Source organism: Acinetobacter gyllenbergii (genome assembly GCF_001682515.1).
Lineage (GTDB): Bacteria > Pseudomonadota > Gammaproteobacteria > Pseudomonadales > Moraxellaceae > Acinetobacter > Acinetobacter gyllenbergii.
Genome location: NZ_KV575263.1, coordinates 482107 through 499562 on the forward strand (window position 1 = coordinate 482107; position 17456 = coordinate 499562).

Sequence of the window (17456 nt, forward strand, 5' to 3'; positions counted from 1 at the left end):
AACAAAGAAAACCGCTTAAATGCGGTTTTTTTACGTCTTATATTTTTGCTTTGATTTTTTGTACAAACACAGCATTACCCCCAACGGCGGGGAGTACATCATGATAAGGCAGACTGCGCATGGCTCTTAACAAGAATGGGGCTTTCTCATCAATTTTCATCGCGCTGGTCATGCTCAATAAGGTGCCTTGATTCAGTGAACTCAACTGCATTTTTCCCTTAATAAAACGCAAATCTCCACCATTGGCATAAAAATTATTTTCAACCAGTTGCGGATAGTTAAAGCGCAATTTAAAGGCAAAGGGAATATTGATAACACCCAGACCGACATTGACTTGAATATCCGCATCCTGTGCCTGATTTTGGATGGGAGTGGTCACCACTTTTTTAATTTGTCGAGGAAACAGCTCTTGATAGGCCGATGGACTGAGCCATTTCTGCAAGGGCTGGGTCGGTTGTTTATAAAATTGGTAGGTGGTGGTAAACCGCATGGATTCTCGGCCATGGGTATACAGCATACTGGTCGGCGCATGCAGAATACTGACAGGTTGCTGAGCAGATTGAATCAATTGTGTGACTTTATTCAGTTGTGCTGCATTCAACTGCGAATTCGGTATTTGGCCTGCATTCAGGGGAGCCAGGTTAGACTGAATAAAACGGGTTCTTAAGGATTCTAAAATAAACGCATTGCTACTACTTGGAATTCCGAGTTTTACTTCAGGAATGGCATTGAGAATTTTCTTAACAATAAATCCTTTGGGTTGATTCAAATCGCCCCATTGGGTCAACGTGATTAAGGTGCGGTGATCGTCCAAGGCGTACCATTCAAATTTACCGACGCCGTAGGGAATTGGCGCATCAATCACCAAACTGGCAATACTATTCGGCTTAATCTGATGTTGCAGCGTAACGTCTTCATTAAAGTTAAGTACGGGAATTGGGGTTGGAATCGAGACTCGATATTTCATTTGAACAATGTTGCCAGACTGCTCTAATGTTTTCGCCGATTTGAGGGTTGGGAATAATCCGACATAGTGGCTGAAATCGGTCAGTGTTTTGGACACTTGTTGGGCATTGACGGGGACAATGATTGCGGCTGAGTTAAAACTGACACTGGGCTGAGGATTACTTTTCAGTGTGGGTACGGCTGTTTTGGTCGCAGGATGACCATAAATAAAAATATTGTTTTGGGTATAACTGGCCAACAGTTGAGGATTATTTTGAAAAGGTTGTAAGGCACTTGGAATATTGTCTGTCCAAGGCAATATTTTGGCAAAACAGCTTTGTGTGAGTCCTAATAAAAGACAGGGCAAGATTAGACCATTTAAATAAGCCATCACATTCCTTTGATTTTTATCCGTGATTTCATCTAATGACTTGATACGCGCATGAGCGATCAATACTGCTTATTAATAAAATTTTTTATGCATAAAAAATAGTCGCATTGTGTAAAACCCGCTTAAGTCGTTGTCCGAAGCGGGTCTAGGCAAAGTTTATTGTTCAGCCATTAAGCTTTTACGACGATAAACAAACAAGATGGCGCCCAGAGGCAGTGCAATTTGCAAAATAATTGGACTGTAAACGGTTTGCTGGAAGTAACCCGCACCTAAGAGCAAGAAGCTCAACATTTGAAAAGCATAACTGCCATCAGTCCAATTGAGTGAAAATTGCATAAAACCAAAGCTAATAAAAATTAGCCATACCCATTTTCTCTTTGCCATCGGGGTTCTGATACACAAGATAAAGGCATAAATACAGAACAATGGAATCACAATGGCAAGGAGAAACACGACATAATGCAGTAGACTTTTTTCTGCAAATGTAAAGCCATGCAGGGCTTGGACAGAATGCTCAATCGGTTGAACATGAATGCCAATAATACGGATTTGATCTGCCTGTTTACTGAGTACGATTTTATTCATTAGCCACTGATCTGCAAATTCATACTCAAAGGTTAAGTCATAAGTGACGACATCTTTAAATAAGCTTTTATTGGCTGCAATTAACTTGATATTTTTAACGGGTTCAGCCGGAAATAAGCCAGCCATTTGGATCAAAGTGCTCTGGGTGGATTCATCTTGCAGTTCTGGACTAAGATATTTCTCAACCGCGGCATAGTTTTTGTTGCTGAGTTGATTAAACATATCCTCAGCAAAAGCCTTTTCTTGGGGCGGTACAATCTTTTCGAGAAAGGATTGTTGGCTACAGGCGCTGAGTGTGATCAAAAGACCTAAAAGAAGCAGCAAAGATCTAAACTGTTGTGGCATCTTCATCATTTTCATACTGTTAAATTCATCGATAAAATTAAATTGATATAAAAGGGCGAGCCCAAAAGAGAAAAACATCACATTTAAATTTTGTATTAAATCGCGATAAATGTGATTTCCCATTAAATCATTTATGTTCTAATAGGTCAGTTTTTTTTCAAATGTTAGAAATCAAAAATGTCTGAACAACGTCCAAGTGTATCGGTGCGCTATTATTTGAATTTAGAAGAATCACAAGATGGTTTTGCTTTGGTCACTTTTGGCAAAAAAACCTTTAGCCGCTTTTTAACTCCTGTGATCAGCATTGCGATTATTTTGTGGGGAATTTATTTAGGCTTTTCTGGTGTTGGGCGTTATTACGTTGCACTGGGTGCTTTTTTTCTGGTGATGCAAGCGGTCATGCGCTACTGGTTATTGCCGATGCTGTTTAAGCGCCAATTTGTACGCTATCAATTTGGCAAAAGTGAACAAGGGATTGACCTTTACCAAGATCATTTTGAATTGTATGCGGCAGGCAAAAAACAAAGTGCACAATATGCCGAAGTCCAATCATTTGCGGTTGGCAAGTTGACCTACATGTTGGAGCTAAAAAGCCATACCGTGGTGATCGTGCCTAAACGTGCATTTAGCGATTCAGCAGATCAAACAAAATTTGAACATAGTTTTAAAAAGTAAATTTATCGACGGTTGAAATAACAAGGAGTTTTCATGAGTACACGTCCTTCAAAAATTGTGTGTGTCGGCCGAAATTATGCGGAACATGCCAAGGAATTGGGCAATGCCGTTCCTGACCGCGCACTGCTATTTATTAAGCCACCGAGCAGTATTGGCTCTTTAGCTCAAGGTGTCAGCTGGAATCAGGCTTTGGGTGAGTGTCATTATGAATGCGAAATTTGTTTGCAAATCGCCCATCCATTATCGCAAGAAACCGATCCTGCCAAAGCCCTAGAAGCCATTGGTGCCATCACTTTAGGTCTGGATTTGACCCTACGTGATTTACAGAGCGATTTAAAATCTAAGGGTGAGCCGTGGGAACGTGCCAAAGCCTTTGATGGTGCCTGTATTTTGGCTGACTGGATTGAAGCGGATGAGATTGGCGACCTGCAAGAGTTGGAGTTGATTCTGAACATCAATGGGGTAGACCGTCAGCACGGCTTTAGCAAAGATATGATCTTTGATATCGGCACTTTATTGGTTGAAATTAATCAATCCTTTAGCCTAGAAGCTGGTGATGTGATTATGACAGGCACCCCCGCAGGCGTGGGGGCATTACGTGCCAATGATCAATTGACTATGAAATTGATTACCCAGTCAGGCGAATATGATTGGGATACGTTCGTCAAAGCCTAAGTTGAAATAAAAGGATGGTGCTGTTCTAAAGAGTAGCGCCATTTTTTATATCTGAAAATCATGATTTTCTGCTGAGTCCAATCTTCGTTAAGGTGTTGATCGCAAACTTAACTGCCTTGATACAGCTTACGAAACTGGTCTGGGGTAAAGTGCATCCAGCGTTTAAACATATAAATAAAAGCTGATGAACTGGCATAACCTAAGTCCAAAGCAATATTTTCAATGGTCTTACCCTGATTTAACATCGACATCGCTTTCATGACTTTAAGACGTTGGCGCCATTCGTGCAAAGACATTCCCAATTCTTTTTGGCTATAACGGGCAAGCGTGCGTTCAGTCATATTGATCATTTGTGCAAGCTGCTCCAAGGTACTGTTATCCGCAGGGAGTTCATGTAAATGGGTCAATATTTTCGCTAGCGCGGGATGTTGTGTTGTGGGTAAATAACTCCCGACAAGTTCGGCATGGGTCAGTGAGTCGAGCAAAACTTGCAGCAAGCGTAAATACTCTGGATCCTGTTCAGCAAAGGGATGTTTGCGGATATGTTCAAGCAGTGCAGAAACTAAGGGTGCAGACAATAAGATACCGGCCTGTTGCGGCATGTTTTGGCAGAGCGATTCATGCACGTACAAGGTGCAATGGGTGACCTCGTTACGATTGATGCCACTATGCTGTAAATTCGGTGGTAACCAGATCCCATAAGGTGGCGGAGTTAAATAATGAATTTGCTCAATATTAACTTCTAAAACGCCATCGAAGGCATAGATAAATTCACCCCACGCATGAGCATGATTTGGATAAAAAGTCTCCGCAGGTGCATCTCGAATCTGTAGCCATAAGGGGGCAGGAATATCATTGTAGGTCGGGATGGCCTGAAAATCTTGAATCCTTTGAGCTGATTTTTTCATAACATGAGAATTGCCTGAAAACACGCATCTATTGTCGTATTTTCACTATATCATGAAAATACGACAGCCTTATATTGATGCTCAAGCCATAAAATCAGGAACGCGAAATGGATGAGCGTAAAGCATTAGATGCAACTGCATCGGGTCTGATGATCGTATTGTGTATGATTTGGGGACTGCAACAAGTCATTTTAAAAATGGCAGCGCCTGACATTTCTCCCTTAATGCAGATCGCGTTGCGTTCAGGACTGGCTGCAGTGTTGTTATTGCCCTTGTTGTATCTGGATAAAAGCAGTCAACTCTTCAATCGCCAGAATTTAAAAGCGGGTGTCCTGGTTGCGTTGCTATTTTCTTTGGAATTCTTTTTATTGGCACAGGCCTTACAGCTGACCTCTGCTTCGCATGCCGTGGTGCTGCTGTATACCGCACCGATTTTTGTCGCCTTGGGCTTACATTGGAAGCTTCCTTCGGAGCGTCTCAGTCTGTTGCAATGGGCAGGTATTGGGATTGCATTTTTAGGGATCGTGGTGACTTTTTTACGTGCAAATTCAGGTGCATCGATTGCGGATCAACAGATGTTGTGGGGTGACTTACTGGCTTTGGCTGGAGGGATTGCTTGGGCGGCGACCACCATTACCGTCCGTTTATCGTCACTGGCACAAGCAGCGGTGACTCAAACGCTGTTTTATCAATTGGCAGGTAGTTTTGTATTGTTGTTTGGCGTGGCGCTTGTTTTGGGGCAAGCGACGATTCACTTTAGCCCTCTGGTGATAGGCAGTCTGGCCTTCCATACCTTGGTGGTTTCTTTTGCCAGTTTTTTGGCATGGTTTTGGTTGTTACGGAACTATTTGGCTTCTCGTTTGGGAGTATTTTCCTTCCTTACACCACTGTTTGGAATGGCTTTCGGTGTCTGGTTATTAGGCGAAAAAATTGAGCTAAATTTCATCATTGGTTCTACTTTGGTTTTGCTCGGCATTGTGGTGGTGAGTTTACAAGGTTGGTTAAGGAAATAAAAAAAGGCCTCCTAAGAGACCTTTTTGCTTACTTCTGTTCAAACAGTGTGGACAGTGGAATCGAAAGTTTGGCGGCTAAATAATCATTACTCTCAACCAAGGAAGGACCAAGCCGTTCCATCCATTCATCATCTTGATGAATATGCTCTACATCGGGACGTAATGGCAGTGGATAAGGTAGGGCGGTGAAGAAGCTCCAAAAATCCACCTGAGACAGATTGCGGACCAAGACATATTCATCTTTATCGGTTCGCATAATCAGATTCTGCTGTTCCAGTTGAATGATATAGGCAGGTAAACGACCCAATTCACCACGACCAATAATATTTAACAGCTCTTTTTCACTGACACTTTGACCGATTTGTTGTTTCTTATAAAACAGTTCCAGTATATCTAATAACATCAGAATCGGATGGCGCTTTTGTTCTTTACCCGAATGAAATGCGGTCAGAGCGTAACTGATCTCGACACCCAATAAGATGATGTTCCAAGATAAATAAATCCATAGCAGGAAAATTGGCACCGCAGCGAAAGCACCATAGACGATTTCATAGCTGGTGAAATTGCTCATCACCCAACCAAAAAAACGTTTTAACACTTCAAAGATGGTGGCACTAAAGCAGGCCGCAATCAGTGCTGAAAGGACGGGGACAATACGGTTGGGTATGGTCCAATATAAAATAAAGAAGCCGACAATGGTCAATAGAAATGAGATCAGCCACAGAATAAAAGAGCCATCGAGTTGATAACCCGCAAAGTTATTACTGAGTACATTGATAGAGGCGACGGTCGAAGAAAGTACAAAGGCACTGCCTAGAACAATAGGTCCTAAGGAAATAATGGTCCAATAACGCATAAATCCGACTAAACCTGTGCGTGTCTCTTTTACTCGCCAAATCCGATTAAATACATTCTCAATCGAAGTCAGCATCAGTACCGTGGTGACAAACAGGAACAGTACACCAATGATGGTCAGGTTACTGGATTTTTCGGTAAAGGCATTTAAGGCTTTATCAAAGGCAATGGTGCTTTTCGGCAAAAAATTGCTATAAATCAATTGTTGTAACTGTTGTCGAGCTGGTTCTAAAGCTTTAATCGAAGAGATAATCACTAAAAAAACAGTCAGCATCGGCACCACTGCAAACAGGGTGGTATAGGTCAAACCTCCTGCTTGTTCCCGACAGCGATCCGCTTCAAAACGTCGTAACACAAACACAATAAATTGAAACCATGTTTTCTCTAAAAAGGGCAGTTTTTTTAGATAACGATTTAAGATCATGGGTTCTATCCTAGTTATTTTTAATAAAAATCCAGTGGAATCACAGGATTTACTACAGCTCAAAAAGTAAAAAATGTCGTATAGTGTCCTTTTTAACAAAATTCTTGAAAGTGATGCAACCTTACGTTCTTGTTCTTTATTACAGTAAATATGGTTCAACCAAGCAAATGGCGCATCTGATTGCCGATGGAATTGAAGCAGCGGGTGTGACGGCGCGCATTCGAACCGTACCGAATTTAACCACCGTAGTGACCGAAGCGGCAGCGAGTATTCCAGCCGATGGTGACATTTATTGCACTTTAGAAGATCTCAGCCATTGTTCGGGTTTGGCCTTGGGTTCGCCAACGCGTTTTGGCAATATGGCCAGTGAGATGAAGTACTTTTGGGATCAAACCACTAGTCTATGGCTGAATGGTGCTTTGCATAATAAGCCTGCTTGTGTGTTTACTTCATCTGGTTCGATGCATGGTGGGCAGGAAAGTACTTTGTTGAGCATGCTACCGCCATTGTTTCATCACGGTATGATGATTATGGGCTTAGCAAACTCAATCCCTGCTTTATCCAACACCAAAACGGGTGGAACGCCATATGGCGCCAGTCATGTCAGCGGACCACGTCATGATCAAAGCTTAAGTCATGATGAAAAAATCTTGTGTGAAGCACAAGGCAAGCGTTTAGGTGAAGTGGTGAAAGCATTGGTTGGAAAGTTTTAACTCAGCGAAAGTCGATATTGCCGCCCAGTTGCGACCATTTTCCAGAAAGTAAGATTATCCGTTGGGTAGGGAATTGGCGCTAAGGCTGGATGATCTAGCTGTATTTTTTCTGCACTTTGCTGGTCTGCGATTAAACTTGCATAGAGATAATCCAATAGATCAACTGGGCTAAACACCTGTTTATACGCATCTTGTAATTCGATATTTTGGTTGGCGAAACACACCCGATGTGACTCATTGTCGTTGATGAAATTGAGTCCAAGTGATTTTTCGATTTGGCTGACCAACTGCTGATTGAACTGTAAGGGAGAGAGGCAAAGCACCAGTTCCTGCACTTTAAAGTGGGTGAGATACTGACGTTGTTGCTGCATTGATGCTCTCCTACGCGGGATTGTATCAATATACGCTGTTTCTGAATGATTGATAAATAGCTTAAATCATCGGCCTAAAAAAGGGAGCATTTGCTCCCTTTTTTATTATTTCTTTAACTGCCAGTCATAGATGTTTTTACGGTAAGCGTACCAGATCATCCACAGACCAATAATAATCATTGGGAAGCTGAGAATCTGGCCTTTGGTCATCCAGCCAAATAAAATGTAGCCTTGGTCTGCATCGGGTTCACGGAAGAATTCCATAAAGAAGCGTGCCACACCATAGCCGACAAGGAATAGAGCTGAAACGGCCATACGCGGACGAGGCTTAGAGCTAAACCACCACAATACGATAAAGAGGATCAAACCTTCACAGAGGGCTTGATAGATTTGTGAGGGATGGCGCACCAAACCGAGTGGATCTGTTGGGAAAATCATTCCGAATGGATAGCTCGGGTCTTGTACTGGACGGCCATACAGTTCCCCGCCAATAAAGTTACCAAAGCGGCCAAACATCAAGCCTGTTGGTACGCAGGGCGCAATAAAGTCCAAGGTTTGGAACCATGTTTTTTGGTACTTTTTACACCAAAACAGCATCGCAATGATGACACCGAGGAAGCCGCCATGGAAGCTCATGCCGCCGGTCCAGACTTGGAACAGCCATAATGGATTTTCTAAAAATTTACCAAATTCATAGAACAACACATAGCCGACGCGGCCACCGAGTACCACACCCAATGCTCCGTAGAAGACCAGATCTGACACCATGTCGCCTGTCCAGCCATCACGTTGTTTAGCGCGATACGATGCTAAACCCCATGCACATAGAAAAGCCAGAAGATACATCAGCCCGTACCAGTGCACTTTGACTGGTCCTAAGCTCAGCGCAACTGGATCAATATTTGGATAGGTCAGCATCGCTGCTCCTCAATTTTATATTTTGAGCAGATTGTAGCGGAATGATGTGAAAAATGTTGTACATTCAATGTGAAAGATCAATGTCCCAAAACGTGGGAGAAAAAGGACTTATGTGTATTGTTGCTTTTGCATGGCAGGTGTTGGATAAAATGCCGCTGTGTTTAATTTCAAATCGGGATGAGTTTTATCATCGACCCACTGCTGCCTTGCATGTATGGCAAAACAGCAGCATTGTGGCAGGGCAGGATTTGCAATCTGGAGGAACTTGGATGGGCGTGACAGCATCAGGCCGTTGGGCGATTGTCACCAATTTTCGCAATGGTCGCGATCAAAAAAATTATACGACTTCTCGCGGGCACTTGATTCAATCTTTCTTGGAAAGTGACTTAGCCCCGATTCGTTTTGCCCAGCAACTGGAACAACTGCAACAGGATTATGCAGGCTTTAATTTATTTATCGGAGATCAAACACAAGCAGTATATATGAGTAACCGTGGCGAAGCTCCCCAAGTGCTCGCCAATGGGGTCTATGTGGTGTCCAATGGTCTGATGTCGGAAGATTGGGAGAAAACCAAACATTTGCGTCAGCGCTTTACCCAAGAGTTGTTACCGATGTTGCAGCAAGTACAAATGACTGAATCAGTAATTGATGCTGCCGCTTGGGATATTTTGGAAGATGAGCGTAAAGTCATTGCTAATCTGTTACCTGATACGGGAATTAATCCTGAGATGGAAGCCTTATTGTCATCCACCTTTATTCAAAGCCCAGTTTATGGAACACGATGCTCTAATTTTTTAAGATTAACTGATACCAAATGGCAATGGCTAGAAAAATCTCAACAGGGTGAACAGCAGGGACAAGTGGTTGATTTGCACGTTGATCTGAAGCGTTAGGTTGATATGTTATAACATAATTATGTATATAAAACAACAAGATGAAATAATACTGTCATCACGATGACATAAAAGGGTCACCCAGCATTGTTATGGTGTAGCCAATCAAGTTACGTCCAAACAATACATCTGGGGATATTCTATGTTCTTATCAAAGACGGGCTTTTCCAAAAAGCTATTGGCGGTCAGTTTAATGGCAGTTTTGTCAGCGGGACTGACTGCTTGTAACGATAGTGATAACAATGAAAAAACAGAAGTACCAAAAACACCCACTGCAAAAAATGTAATTTTCTTCTTGGGCGATGGTATGGGGATTACCACCTTAACCGCATCGCGTATTTATTCTGTTGGGGAAGATGGCGATTTGACCATTGATACGCTGCCAGAAACTGCATTTGTTCGTACCTTTTCAGAAGATGGTCAAGTGACAGACAGTGCACCGTCTATGGCTGCCTATATGACGGGCGTGAAAATGAACAATGAAGTCATTTCCATGCAGACAGGTACCATCGCATCTCCACCGAAAGCAGACGGCACCAGTACCTGTGACGATGTTGCATCCAATAAAGGCAAGAAACCAGCAGAAACATTGCTTGAACTTGCTAAAGCGCAAGGCATGGGCACTGGGCTAGTTACCACAACCCGTATTACCCATGCAACACCTGCCACGACCTATGCGCATGTGTGCCATCGTGATGCCGAGAACGATATTGCGGCACAGCTTGTTCCTGCAGGTAAAGGTACAGGATGGGGCGCGTATAATACTAAATTAAACGATGGTGTAGATGTGGTCTTGGGTGGTGGCTTACGCCAGTTTAAACCAACGACGGTATCGGGCGGTAAACGGGCTGATGGTCGTGATCTGGTCAAAGAAATGCAAGATCAAGGCTATAGCTTTGTTTCAAGCGGAAGTGATTTAACCAAAATTGATCCAAGCAAAACCAAAAAATTATTGGGCTTATTTAATGCCAGCCATATGAACTATGACTTGGATCGTACCAATAAGAAAATTGATGAGCCAAGCCTTGCCGATATGACCACCAAGGCGATTGATGTCCTCCAAGCGAAAAATAAAAGTTTCTTCTTGATGGTTGAGGGTGGACGTATTGACCATGCACTGCATGACACCAATGCCAAGCGCGCCTTACAAGACACCGTTGCATTTGATAATGCAATTAAAGCTGCGATTGATAAAGTCAAACAAACCGATCCTGAGCTCAAGAATACTTTGATCGTGGTCACGGCTGACCATGACCACACCATGGTCTTGAATGGCTATGCAAAACGTACCGGTAAATATGTAAAAGGTGGTGAGACCAGTGTCCTCGGTTTAGTCAAAAACTATAACAAGGCAGGTTTCTCAACCGATGTGAATGGCAACCCATATCCAATTATCGGCTTTGGTACAGGTAAAAAGCGTTTAGACAATGATCGTATCGAAGCACGTGGTGGCTTAGTTGATAACGATAGCTGTAATCCAGTCACGGGCCCAGCGGGTAAATTTACCGATAGTCGTGGTACGGATATTGATAAAGAAGGGTGGTGTACGGGTACCGCTGCAGATGACTTCCAGCAAGAAGCTGTGGTGCAAACTGGTTTTGCTGATAGTGAAACGCATGGCGGTACTGATGTGTTCCTTGGTGCAATTGGTGTAGGGTCAGACAACTTCCATGGCAGCCTCGAAAATATCGAAGTCTTTAACCTAGTTCGCAAAGCCATTGGCCTAGATAAATAACAACAGACTGGAGAACGATGATGTTAAAACAATTTAAATTAGGTCAGTTCGGTATGAAAGCATCTGTTTTAACGGTTGCATTAGTTGCTGCAAGCACTGGTGCACAAGCTGCGGGCGAAGCCAAGAATATCATTTTCTTCTTGGGTGATGGTATGGGGCCAACCACAGTCACGGCAAGCCGTATTTATGGCTACGGTGAATCTGGCAAATTAACCATGGACACCTTGCGCCGTACGGCAAGAATTAAGACATATTCAGAAGATGGTCAAACCACCGACAGTGCTCCTTCAATGGCTGCTTATATGACGGGCAAGAAAACCCGTAATGAAGTGATTGGAATGACGCCTGGGACGATCGCGGTTGAACCAAGTGCGGGTACAGCACCAGATGGTACCAAAGTATCTAATGCCATCAATAATTGTCCAACCCCAGGTTCAAGTGTGGCCGCGGGCAGCCCTGCGGAAACGATTTTAGAACTTGCCAAAGCCAATGGCAAAAAAGTCGGCGCAATTACCACCACGGAATTGACCCATGCAACGCCAGCTGCAACATTTGCTCATGTGTGTAATCGTAATGCACAGTTTGAGATTGCACGTCAGGTCATCCCTGGCGGTGCAGGTTATAACACTAAACTGTTAGATGGCGTTGATGTATTGATGGGTGGCGGGCGCAATCATTTCACCCCTTATAATGCGGCGGATAATAAGAAGGGGCGTATTGATGGGCGTAACCTACTGAATGAATTAAAAGCCAAAAACTACACTGTTGGTGCGACCAAAGCAGAGATGGATGCAGCACCATTGAATAAAAAATACATCGGTCTTTATTCAGCAACCTCACATTTGGAATACGATTTAGACCGAGCACGAACAGCACCAAACCAACCAAGTTTGGCTGAAATGACTGCGAAATCAATTGACCTGCTACAAGCACAAGATACTGCGGGCAAAGGCTTTTTCTTGATGGTGGAAGGCGGACGTATTGACCATGCTTTACATGGCACCAATGCCAAACGTGCATTGCAAGACACCATTGCTTTTGATAATGCGATTAAGACGGCATTGGATAAAATCAAGAAAACCGACCCTGAGTTAAAGAATACTTTAATCGTTGTTACGGCCGACCATGACCATACCATGACCTTTAATGGCTATACCGCGCGTACGGGAAAAACTACAACTACTAACCCAGGTATTTTGGGTTTGAGCTATAGCTATCAAGAAGCCAAAGCGACAGATACTCGCACACGGGTGCTGGCGGATGGTAAAAAGCATGCGCCGAATCTGGATGTGAATGGTAAAACCTCAACCACTTTGGTATTTGGTAATGGTGGTGGGCCACGTCCAACCTCACGCATCGACATTACCGACAATGACGCAGCTGCCGATGATTATTTACAAGAGGTTGGGATAAAGTTGGGCAATCCTGGTTCTGAAACACATGGTGGTGGTGATGTGCTGTTATTTGCTGAAGGTGCGGGTTCACAAGTATTTAAAGGTACACGTGAAAATGCATGGGTATTCAGTAAATTAAAAGAAGCGTTTGGTTTTAAATAGGGGCTGCTAACATTTCACAGATACTGGCGACAGAGGATAGCCATTGTCTGCGTTTCATGCCTTGTTTCTGTTGTTTTAGCCAATAACGCAGGGCATGGTTGAAATGTTAACAGACCCTCAACACTTTATTGAAGATTTTCATCATATTGCAAACAACCTCAGTCACTATGACTGAGGTTTTTTTATGTAGGAAATAACATGCGTCTAGTGATGAGTGCAATATTACTGAGCGTGGGAATGACGTCATTGCATGCAGCGCCGTTATTAAGTGCCAGCATTACCCGTGAGACCCAAAGTATTGGCAATGATGGTGTGACCCGTACCAGTGTGTTTCAGGAGCGTATGTATCGTAATACTCAGAATATTTGGATTGAACGTGTACTACCTAAACATCACCAACATGGACATGAAAAGGGCGGGCATAAACATTTGGATTTAGCAGAAGCGGCCCAGCATTATTTTATTGATCAGAAGAAACAGCCCAAACTCAATTTGGTGCTGATGGAAGATAAAACCGTTGTGCATTTACAAGATGCCGATGTCGATATGTTAGGACTGAGTAGCTGTTGGAGCTGTGTGTATTCATTGATTGACCCTAAAAGCTTAAAGGGAATGACCGTTAAGAAAAAAGACAGCAATAGCACTTGGTATGAAAGTCAGAATAAGAAAAATAAAATGAGCATCGAATGGGACAATCGCAATAATATTGCCAAACGGGTGGAAGTACGCAGTTTAGATGGTTTGCGCTACGACATTTTAAAAGCCAATATCCAACAGGTGAATATTGTAGAACCGTGGAAAAGCTATAGTAAATTCAGCAGCAAAGATTATTCAGACTTTGGTGATTAACCGCATAAAGCTGAATTAACTGAATTGAGCTCCTTATTTAAAGGGGCTTTTTTTATCATAGAAATTGATCTGTTCGGTGACCGCTATCATTTCAATCTTTAAATGAAATGAGCTTACTGTTCGATTCATTTCATATAAGCACGAGTACGAGCTGAATGATTGGATTGTGATGGATTGAGATAAACAAATGCCGACATGATGTCGGCATTTTTTTTTGAGTGGATTGCTTAAATTAAGCTTTTTTCTCAATTGATGGCGCAACTGGATCAGCGGTGATATAGCCAACACTTGCACTATAACCACCATTGTAGTTAGCCAAAACTTTTGCTTTTAAATCAGCAGGAAGACTTGAACTATCACCTGCATGTTGGAAGTTGCTCATGATATAGGTCCAGCCATTGACTGAGTCAACCGCATGTAGACCTGTTGACTCTGCACCTGCTGGTGTTGAAAGAATTCGATCTAAAGATTTAGTCTCAACGTTATAAGCCCAAAGGAAGTTATTGGTATGGTTACCACTATCTTCACCAATGAACAAAGTACGTAATGTTTCAGAGAATTTTAAGTTGTCTGGGCTAGCAATGTTATTTGGATCAGCGGTATTGCCCAAGCTGTCTGCTGGAATATCTTTGCCCATGAGAATCATATGGCTTTGATATGGTGTCCATTCACTATTGATCACATTATTTAAGTGGTCAACTTGGCTGCCTTTCAGGTCATGGGCAAGTACACCACCAGCTTTTAATGTGCTCTTGAATTTAACATTGTGTGCAGCAACCCAGCTCGATTTACCTTCGATCATCGAGTCTTGAATATTGGCAAGTGCAGAATAAGCCACTTTATCTTTGATATTCACGGTGGTTCCTTCCATTTTGGTGAAGGCCATACTACCGCCTTTGAGGGCTGCATAACGGTGCGTTTCGAGGAAGGCAGCCGCTAATTCGATTTCTGCTTTACTGAAACCGTTATTGGCTTCTTTTAACTTGATCCAGAGTGTTTTCTTATCCAATACAATCTGCGTATAACCGCTTAAGTCTGCAGGTGCGGTGGTTAAGCTCTCCATAATATTGTCAGCTTTAATACCACGAACATTGACCAAGTCTTCAATGGTTTTACTGTCGGTATGACCCAGTTTGATCCATTTGATCGGTGCTGTAGAGGTTTCATTCAGCTCAGCCGTGTACTTGGCAACGTAGAGCGTCCCAGCAGATAAATCTTTTTCTTTATCTGCAATAAACATAAAGAAGCCGCCGTTGGTATAGTCATCACCCATGATCACGGTACGGTTGTCTGGCATCACTTGAATCAACTCATGTGAAATACGGCCTAAGCAGTAGTGCTTAACTGCAGTACCACGACCTTTACCATCTAGAATGATTTCTGGTAAATGACCATAGTTATAGGCATTGGCTGTATTTTCATTGCCATACAGATTTTTACTGTAGGCTCTTAATGTGGCTAAGGTACTACCAATTTGATCAAAAGCATCTGGCTCATATTCTTCACTTGAAAGGTGTGTATTCCAAGGTGAAAGGCTAGCTCCACAAGTAATCCATAGACCATGGACTTTAGACATATCGACATTGAAGTATTTTTTCAATGCAAGATGTCCTGTTTTTTGATCTTGGTCTAAGGTCAATACGGCAATTGGAGACGGTAACTGACCATACATACTTTGTTTGGCCAAGTTTTGTGTGGTGTATTCGAACTGAACCACATGGAACACAGGGTTGTTGACGCCGTCAACTTTTGCATCTTTGAGATGGATCATTGAAGAGCCATCTGGACAGTCAGAGAAGAATTGACGTTCTTGACCTGCAACTGATGTATCTTTGATCGCTTTGTTGTTAATGTCGTAATAGCTACCTGCGATAATTTTGCCACCATTGATATTATCAACTTCCATACCAGTGCGGAAAAATTCTTGATAACCTAATTTATATTCGGTTGTAGTATTGTCTTCCCAAGTCACTGTTAAACTTGATTTAACAGAAGTTGTTGCCATTTCTGCAGTGGTGGTTGGAGCCGCCATTGGCGTAAATTTGGCATTTTTAAATTTAACCAGTTTTGCTGGTGGTGTAACAACGTTATTATCGTTGTCATCATTGCAACCTGTTAAAGCTGCTGCTGTGCCCATTGCCCCTAGTGGTAAAAACGGAACACCCGCGAACCATTTTAAAATATCACGACGACTTGGCTGATTAGTATTGGCTGTCATAGTAAATCCGTATCTGTAATATATGGTAAATAAATCCTGATCGATTCTATGAAGCGGAGATGACAGTTTTCTGACAGTTTTAAGGCAGTTTGAAGACAATTTTTATTTTATAAATAATTAATAAATATTAAATTATAAAAAATAATCCCCGAAATGTTTTCGAGGATTTTTCACATATTTGAATTAAGCTGATGCTTTTCTTTTTTCCAGTATTTTCCCGAGGAACAAACCCAGCTCGAATAACATCCACATTGGCACGGCCAGCATAATCATCGACAAGGCATCGGGTGGTGTGACAAACATCGCCACAAAAAAACAGCCAACAACAATGAAGCGACGTTTTTCAACCAGACTTTGGGTACTGACTACACCAATTAAAATTAGTACTAAGGTAATGATTGGGATTTCAAAGGTAAAACCAAACACCAAGAATAATTTTAGACAGAAGCTTAAATAACTGTTGATGTCTGTCATTGGTGCAACTGTTTCTGGGGAAACGCTGATAAAGAAATGCAAAATTGCAGGCAAGGTAATGAAATAAGCAAATGCCACACCTAAATAGAACAGTACGATACTGCCTAATAATAGGGGAATGGCCAAATGACGTTCTTTTTCATACAGTGCCGGTTTGATGAAGGACCAGATCTGATAAATGATATAAGGCATGGCCAACATGAATGCGACAAATAGATTCAGCTTAAACGGTGCCATAAATGTTGCCGTGACATCGGTGGCAATCATGGTGGAGGTTGCAGGCAACTGTTGTCTCAAAGGCTCAGACAGCCATTGATAAGTGGTATTTCTAAAGGGCAATAAGCAGAAGAAAAGAAAAATCGTGACCCCAACAATTTTAAATAGATATTGTCTCAGCACAATCAAATGCTGCATCACAGGCATTTGTTGTAGGGTTTCTTCAGTGCTGACTGAAGTTGAGGGTAATTGGCTCATACGGCAATCTTTAATTCTGAATCAAACTGTTGAGTCGATAAACTCGGCTCAAATTTGAAAGGTAACTGCTTTTGATATTCAAGACTGAAAGGGATGATCGCTGGCTGAGAAAAAAGGGTATAGCTGATCGGGGCTTTAGTCTCAGTTTTTACTTCCTCAGCTTCAGAAGGCGTTTGTGTATTTTTAAGCGCGTCCAGCTGTTGTTGCATCCTGCGTTCAAGTTCAGTGATCTTATCAATTTCTTTTTGCATTTCTTCGCGGAACTCAGAAAGGCGTAACTCTCGATCAATTTCGTTCTGAATATTGTTGATAAACTTTTTAATTTTTCCATACCATTTCGCTACGAACCGCGCAGCTTCTGGCAATTTATCAGGACCGAGCACCAGCAATGCAATCACAGCAAAGCAAAAGATTTCGGTCATTCCCAAATTCAGCATAG

Annotated in this window: 17 protein-coding genes; 8 read left to right on the forward strand and 9 right to left on the reverse strand. The window is 42.4% G+C overall.

Features of this window, described 5'->3' with window-relative positions:
- Positions 1-37 precede the first annotated feature (37 nt).
- Both NG55_RS11450 and NG55_RS11455 read right to left on the reverse strand, forming a co-directional pair.
- Positions 38-1336: an SRPBCC family protein gene (locus tag NG55_RS11450; protein WP_065343296.1), complete on the reverse strand. Its 1299-nt coding sequence runs from the start codon at positions 1334-1336 to the stop codon at positions 38-40.
- Positions 1337-1492: 156 nt separating this feature from the next.
- Positions 1493-2275: a hypothetical protein gene (locus tag NG55_RS11455; RefSeq protein ID WP_081408997.1), complete on the reverse strand. Its 783-nt coding sequence runs from the start codon at positions 2273-2275 to the stop codon at positions 1493-1495.
- Between the two features lie 168 nt (positions 2276-2443).
- On the opposite strand from NG55_RS11455, the gene NG55_RS11460 reads away from it, so the two are divergent.
- Positions 2444-2941 carry a YcxB family protein gene (locus tag NG55_RS11460; RefSeq protein ID WP_023271287.1) on the forward strand — a complete coding sequence of 166 codons (498 nt, stop codon included), beginning with the start codon at positions 2444-2446 and terminating at the stop codon, positions 2939-2941.
- A 33-nt stretch (positions 2942-2974) separates the two neighbouring features.
- The gene (locus tag NG55_RS11465) at positions 2975-3616 is read left to right on the forward strand and encodes a fumarylacetoacetate hydrolase family protein (RefSeq protein ID WP_065343297.1); all 642 of its coding nucleotides are present in this window, start codon (positions 2975-2977) and stop codon (positions 3614-3616) included.
- Positions 3617-3723: 107 nt separating this feature from the next.
- Here the strand turns inward: NG55_RS11465 and NG55_RS11470 are convergent, their stop codons facing one another.
- Positions 3724-4524, reverse strand: a complete 801-nt coding sequence (locus tag NG55_RS11470; RefSeq protein WP_065343298.1) for an AraC family transcriptional regulator — start codon at positions 4522-4524, stop codon at positions 3724-3726.
- Positions 4525-4631: 107 nt separating this feature from the next.
- On the opposite strand from NG55_RS11470, the gene NG55_RS11475 reads away from it, so the two are divergent.
- The gene (locus NG55_RS11475) at positions 4632-5537 is read left to right on the forward strand and encodes a DMT family transporter (RefSeq protein ID WP_065343299.1); all 906 of its coding nucleotides are present in this window, start codon (positions 4632-4634) and stop codon (positions 5535-5537) included.
- A gap of 28 nt (positions 5538-5565) precedes the next feature.
- On the opposite strand, the gene NG55_RS11480 is transcribed toward NG55_RS11475, so the two are convergent.
- Entirely contained in the window at positions 5566-6816 is a 1251-nt protein-coding gene (locus NG55_RS11480; protein WP_016541534.1) for a YihY family inner membrane protein, read from the reverse strand.
- A 113-nt stretch (positions 6817-6929) separates the two neighbouring features.
- Here NG55_RS11480 and wrbA point away from each other — a divergent pair, with 113 nt between their 5' ends.
- On the forward strand, positions 6930-7529 hold the full coding sequence (gene wrbA / locus NG55_RS11485) for an NAD(P)H:quinone oxidoreductase (protein ID WP_065343300.1): 600 nt from the start codon (positions 6930-6932) through the stop codon (positions 7527-7529).
- On the opposite strand, the gene NG55_RS11490 is transcribed toward wrbA, so the two are convergent.
- Both NG55_RS11490 and lgt read right to left on the reverse strand, forming a co-directional pair.
- Entirely contained in the window at positions 7526-7900 is a 375-nt protein-coding gene (locus NG55_RS11490) for a hypothetical protein (RefSeq protein WP_065343301.1), read from the reverse strand. The two genes, wrbA and NG55_RS11490, sit on opposite strands and share 4 nt — an antisense overlap.
- A 105-nt stretch (positions 7901-8005) precedes the next feature.
- A complete protein-coding gene (gene lgt, locus NG55_RS11495) occupies positions 8006-8818 on the reverse strand; it encodes a prolipoprotein diacylglyceryl transferase (RefSeq protein ID WP_016541531.1) in 813 nt (270 codons plus the stop codon).
- 110 nt (positions 8819-8928) lie between these two features.
- On the opposite strand from lgt, the gene NG55_RS11500 reads away from it, so the two are divergent.
- From NG55_RS11500 to NG55_RS11515, 4 genes are all read left to right on the forward strand, one after another.
- On the forward strand, positions 8929-9711 hold the full coding sequence (locus tag NG55_RS11500; RefSeq protein ID WP_065343302.1) for an NRDE family protein: 783 nt from the start codon (positions 8929-8931) through the stop codon (positions 9709-9711).
- Positions 9712-9853: 142 nt separating this feature from the next.
- Entirely contained in the window at positions 9854-11446 is a 1593-nt protein-coding gene (locus tag NG55_RS11505; RefSeq protein WP_065343303.1) for an alkaline phosphatase, read from the forward strand.
- A gap of 20 nt (positions 11447-11466) precedes the next feature.
- On the forward strand, positions 11467-13002 hold the full coding sequence (locus NG55_RS11510) for an alkaline phosphatase (RefSeq protein WP_065343304.1): 1536 nt from the start codon (positions 11467-11469) through the stop codon (positions 13000-13002).
- Between the two features lie 198 nt (positions 13003-13200).
- Complete coding sequence (locus NG55_RS11515) at positions 13201-13851, forward strand: hypothetical protein (RefSeq protein ID WP_065343305.1); 651 nt, start codon at positions 13201-13203, stop codon at positions 13849-13851.
- 232 nt (positions 13852-14083) lie between these two features.
- On the opposite strand, the gene NG55_RS11520 is transcribed toward NG55_RS11515, so the two are convergent.
- From NG55_RS11520 to tatB, 3 genes are all read right to left on the reverse strand, one after another.
- Complete coding sequence (locus NG55_RS11520) at positions 14084-16069, reverse strand: PhoX family protein (protein WP_065343306.1); 1986 nt, start codon at positions 16067-16069, stop codon at positions 14084-14086.
- Between the two features lie 183 nt (positions 16070-16252).
- Positions 16253-17017, reverse strand: a complete 765-nt coding sequence (gene tatC / locus NG55_RS11525; RefSeq protein ID WP_023271292.1) for a twin-arginine translocase subunit TatC — start codon at positions 17015-17017, stop codon at positions 16253-16255.
- Complete coding sequence (gene tatB / locus NG55_RS11530) at positions 17014-17454, reverse strand: Sec-independent protein translocase protein TatB (protein WP_065343307.1); 441 nt, start codon at positions 17452-17454, stop codon at positions 17014-17016. The genes tatC and tatB overlap by 4 nt, the downstream gene beginning before the upstream one ends.
- Positions 17455-17456: the final 2 nt, after the last annotated feature.

Excerpts from the sequence above, each read along its gene's own strand:
- NG55_RS11450 (WP_065343296.1), bottom strand. The coding sequence starts at position 1,336 with ATGGCTTATTTAAATGGTCTAATCTTGCCCTGTCTTTTATTAGGACTC.
- NG55_RS11455 (WP_081408997.1), bottom strand. The coding sequence starts at position 2,275 with ATGATGAAGATGCCACAACAGTTTAGATCTTTGCTGCTTCTTTTAGGT.
- NG55_RS11460 (WP_023271287.1), top strand. The coding sequence starts at position 2,444 with ATGTCTGAACAACGTCCAAGTGTATCGGTGCGCTATTATTTGAATTTA.
- NG55_RS11465 (WP_065343297.1), top strand. The coding sequence starts at position 2,975 with ATGAGTACACGTCCTTCAAAAATTGTGTGTGTCGGCCGAAATTATGCG.
- NG55_RS11470 (WP_065343298.1), bottom strand. The coding sequence starts at position 4,524 with ATGAAAAAATCAGCTCAAAGGATTCAAGATTTTCAGGCCATCCCGACC.
- NG55_RS11475 (WP_065343299.1), top strand. The coding sequence starts at position 4,632 with ATGGATGAGCGTAAAGCATTAGATGCAACTGCATCGGGTCTGATGATC.
- NG55_RS11480 (WP_016541534.1), bottom strand. The coding sequence starts at position 6,816 with ATGATCTTAAATCGTTATCTAAAAAAACTGCCCTTTTTAGAGAAAACA.
- wrbA (WP_065343300.1), top strand. The coding sequence starts at position 6,930 with ATGCAACCTTACGTTCTTGTTCTTTATTACAGTAAATATGGTTCAACC.
- NG55_RS11490 (WP_065343301.1), bottom strand. The coding sequence starts at position 7,900 with ATGCAGCAACAACGTCAGTATCTCACCCACTTTAAAGTGCAGGAACTG.
- lgt (WP_016541531.1), bottom strand. The coding sequence starts at position 8,818 with ATGCTGACCTATCCAAATATTGATCCAGTTGCGCTGAGCTTAGGACCA.
- NG55_RS11500 (WP_065343302.1), top strand. The coding sequence starts at position 8,929 with ATGTGTATTGTTGCTTTTGCATGGCAGGTGTTGGATAAAATGCCGCTG.
- NG55_RS11505 (WP_065343303.1), top strand. The coding sequence starts at position 9,854 with ATGTTCTTATCAAAGACGGGCTTTTCCAAAAAGCTATTGGCGGTCAGT.
- NG55_RS11510 (WP_065343304.1), top strand. The coding sequence starts at position 11,467 with ATGTTAAAACAATTTAAATTAGGTCAGTTCGGTATGAAAGCATCTGTT.
- NG55_RS11515 (WP_065343305.1), top strand. The coding sequence starts at position 13,201 with ATGCGTCTAGTGATGAGTGCAATATTACTGAGCGTGGGAATGACGTCA.
- NG55_RS11520 (WP_065343306.1), bottom strand. The coding sequence starts at position 16,069 with ATGACAGCCAATACTAATCAGCCAAGTCGTCGTGATATTTTAAAATGG.
- tatC (WP_023271292.1), bottom strand. The coding sequence starts at position 17,017 with ATGAGCCAATTACCCTCAACTTCAGTCAGCACTGAAGAAACCCTACAA.
- tatB (WP_065343307.1), bottom strand. The coding sequence starts at position 17,454 with ATGCTGAATTTGGGAATGACCGAAATCTTTTGCTTTGCTGTGATTGCA.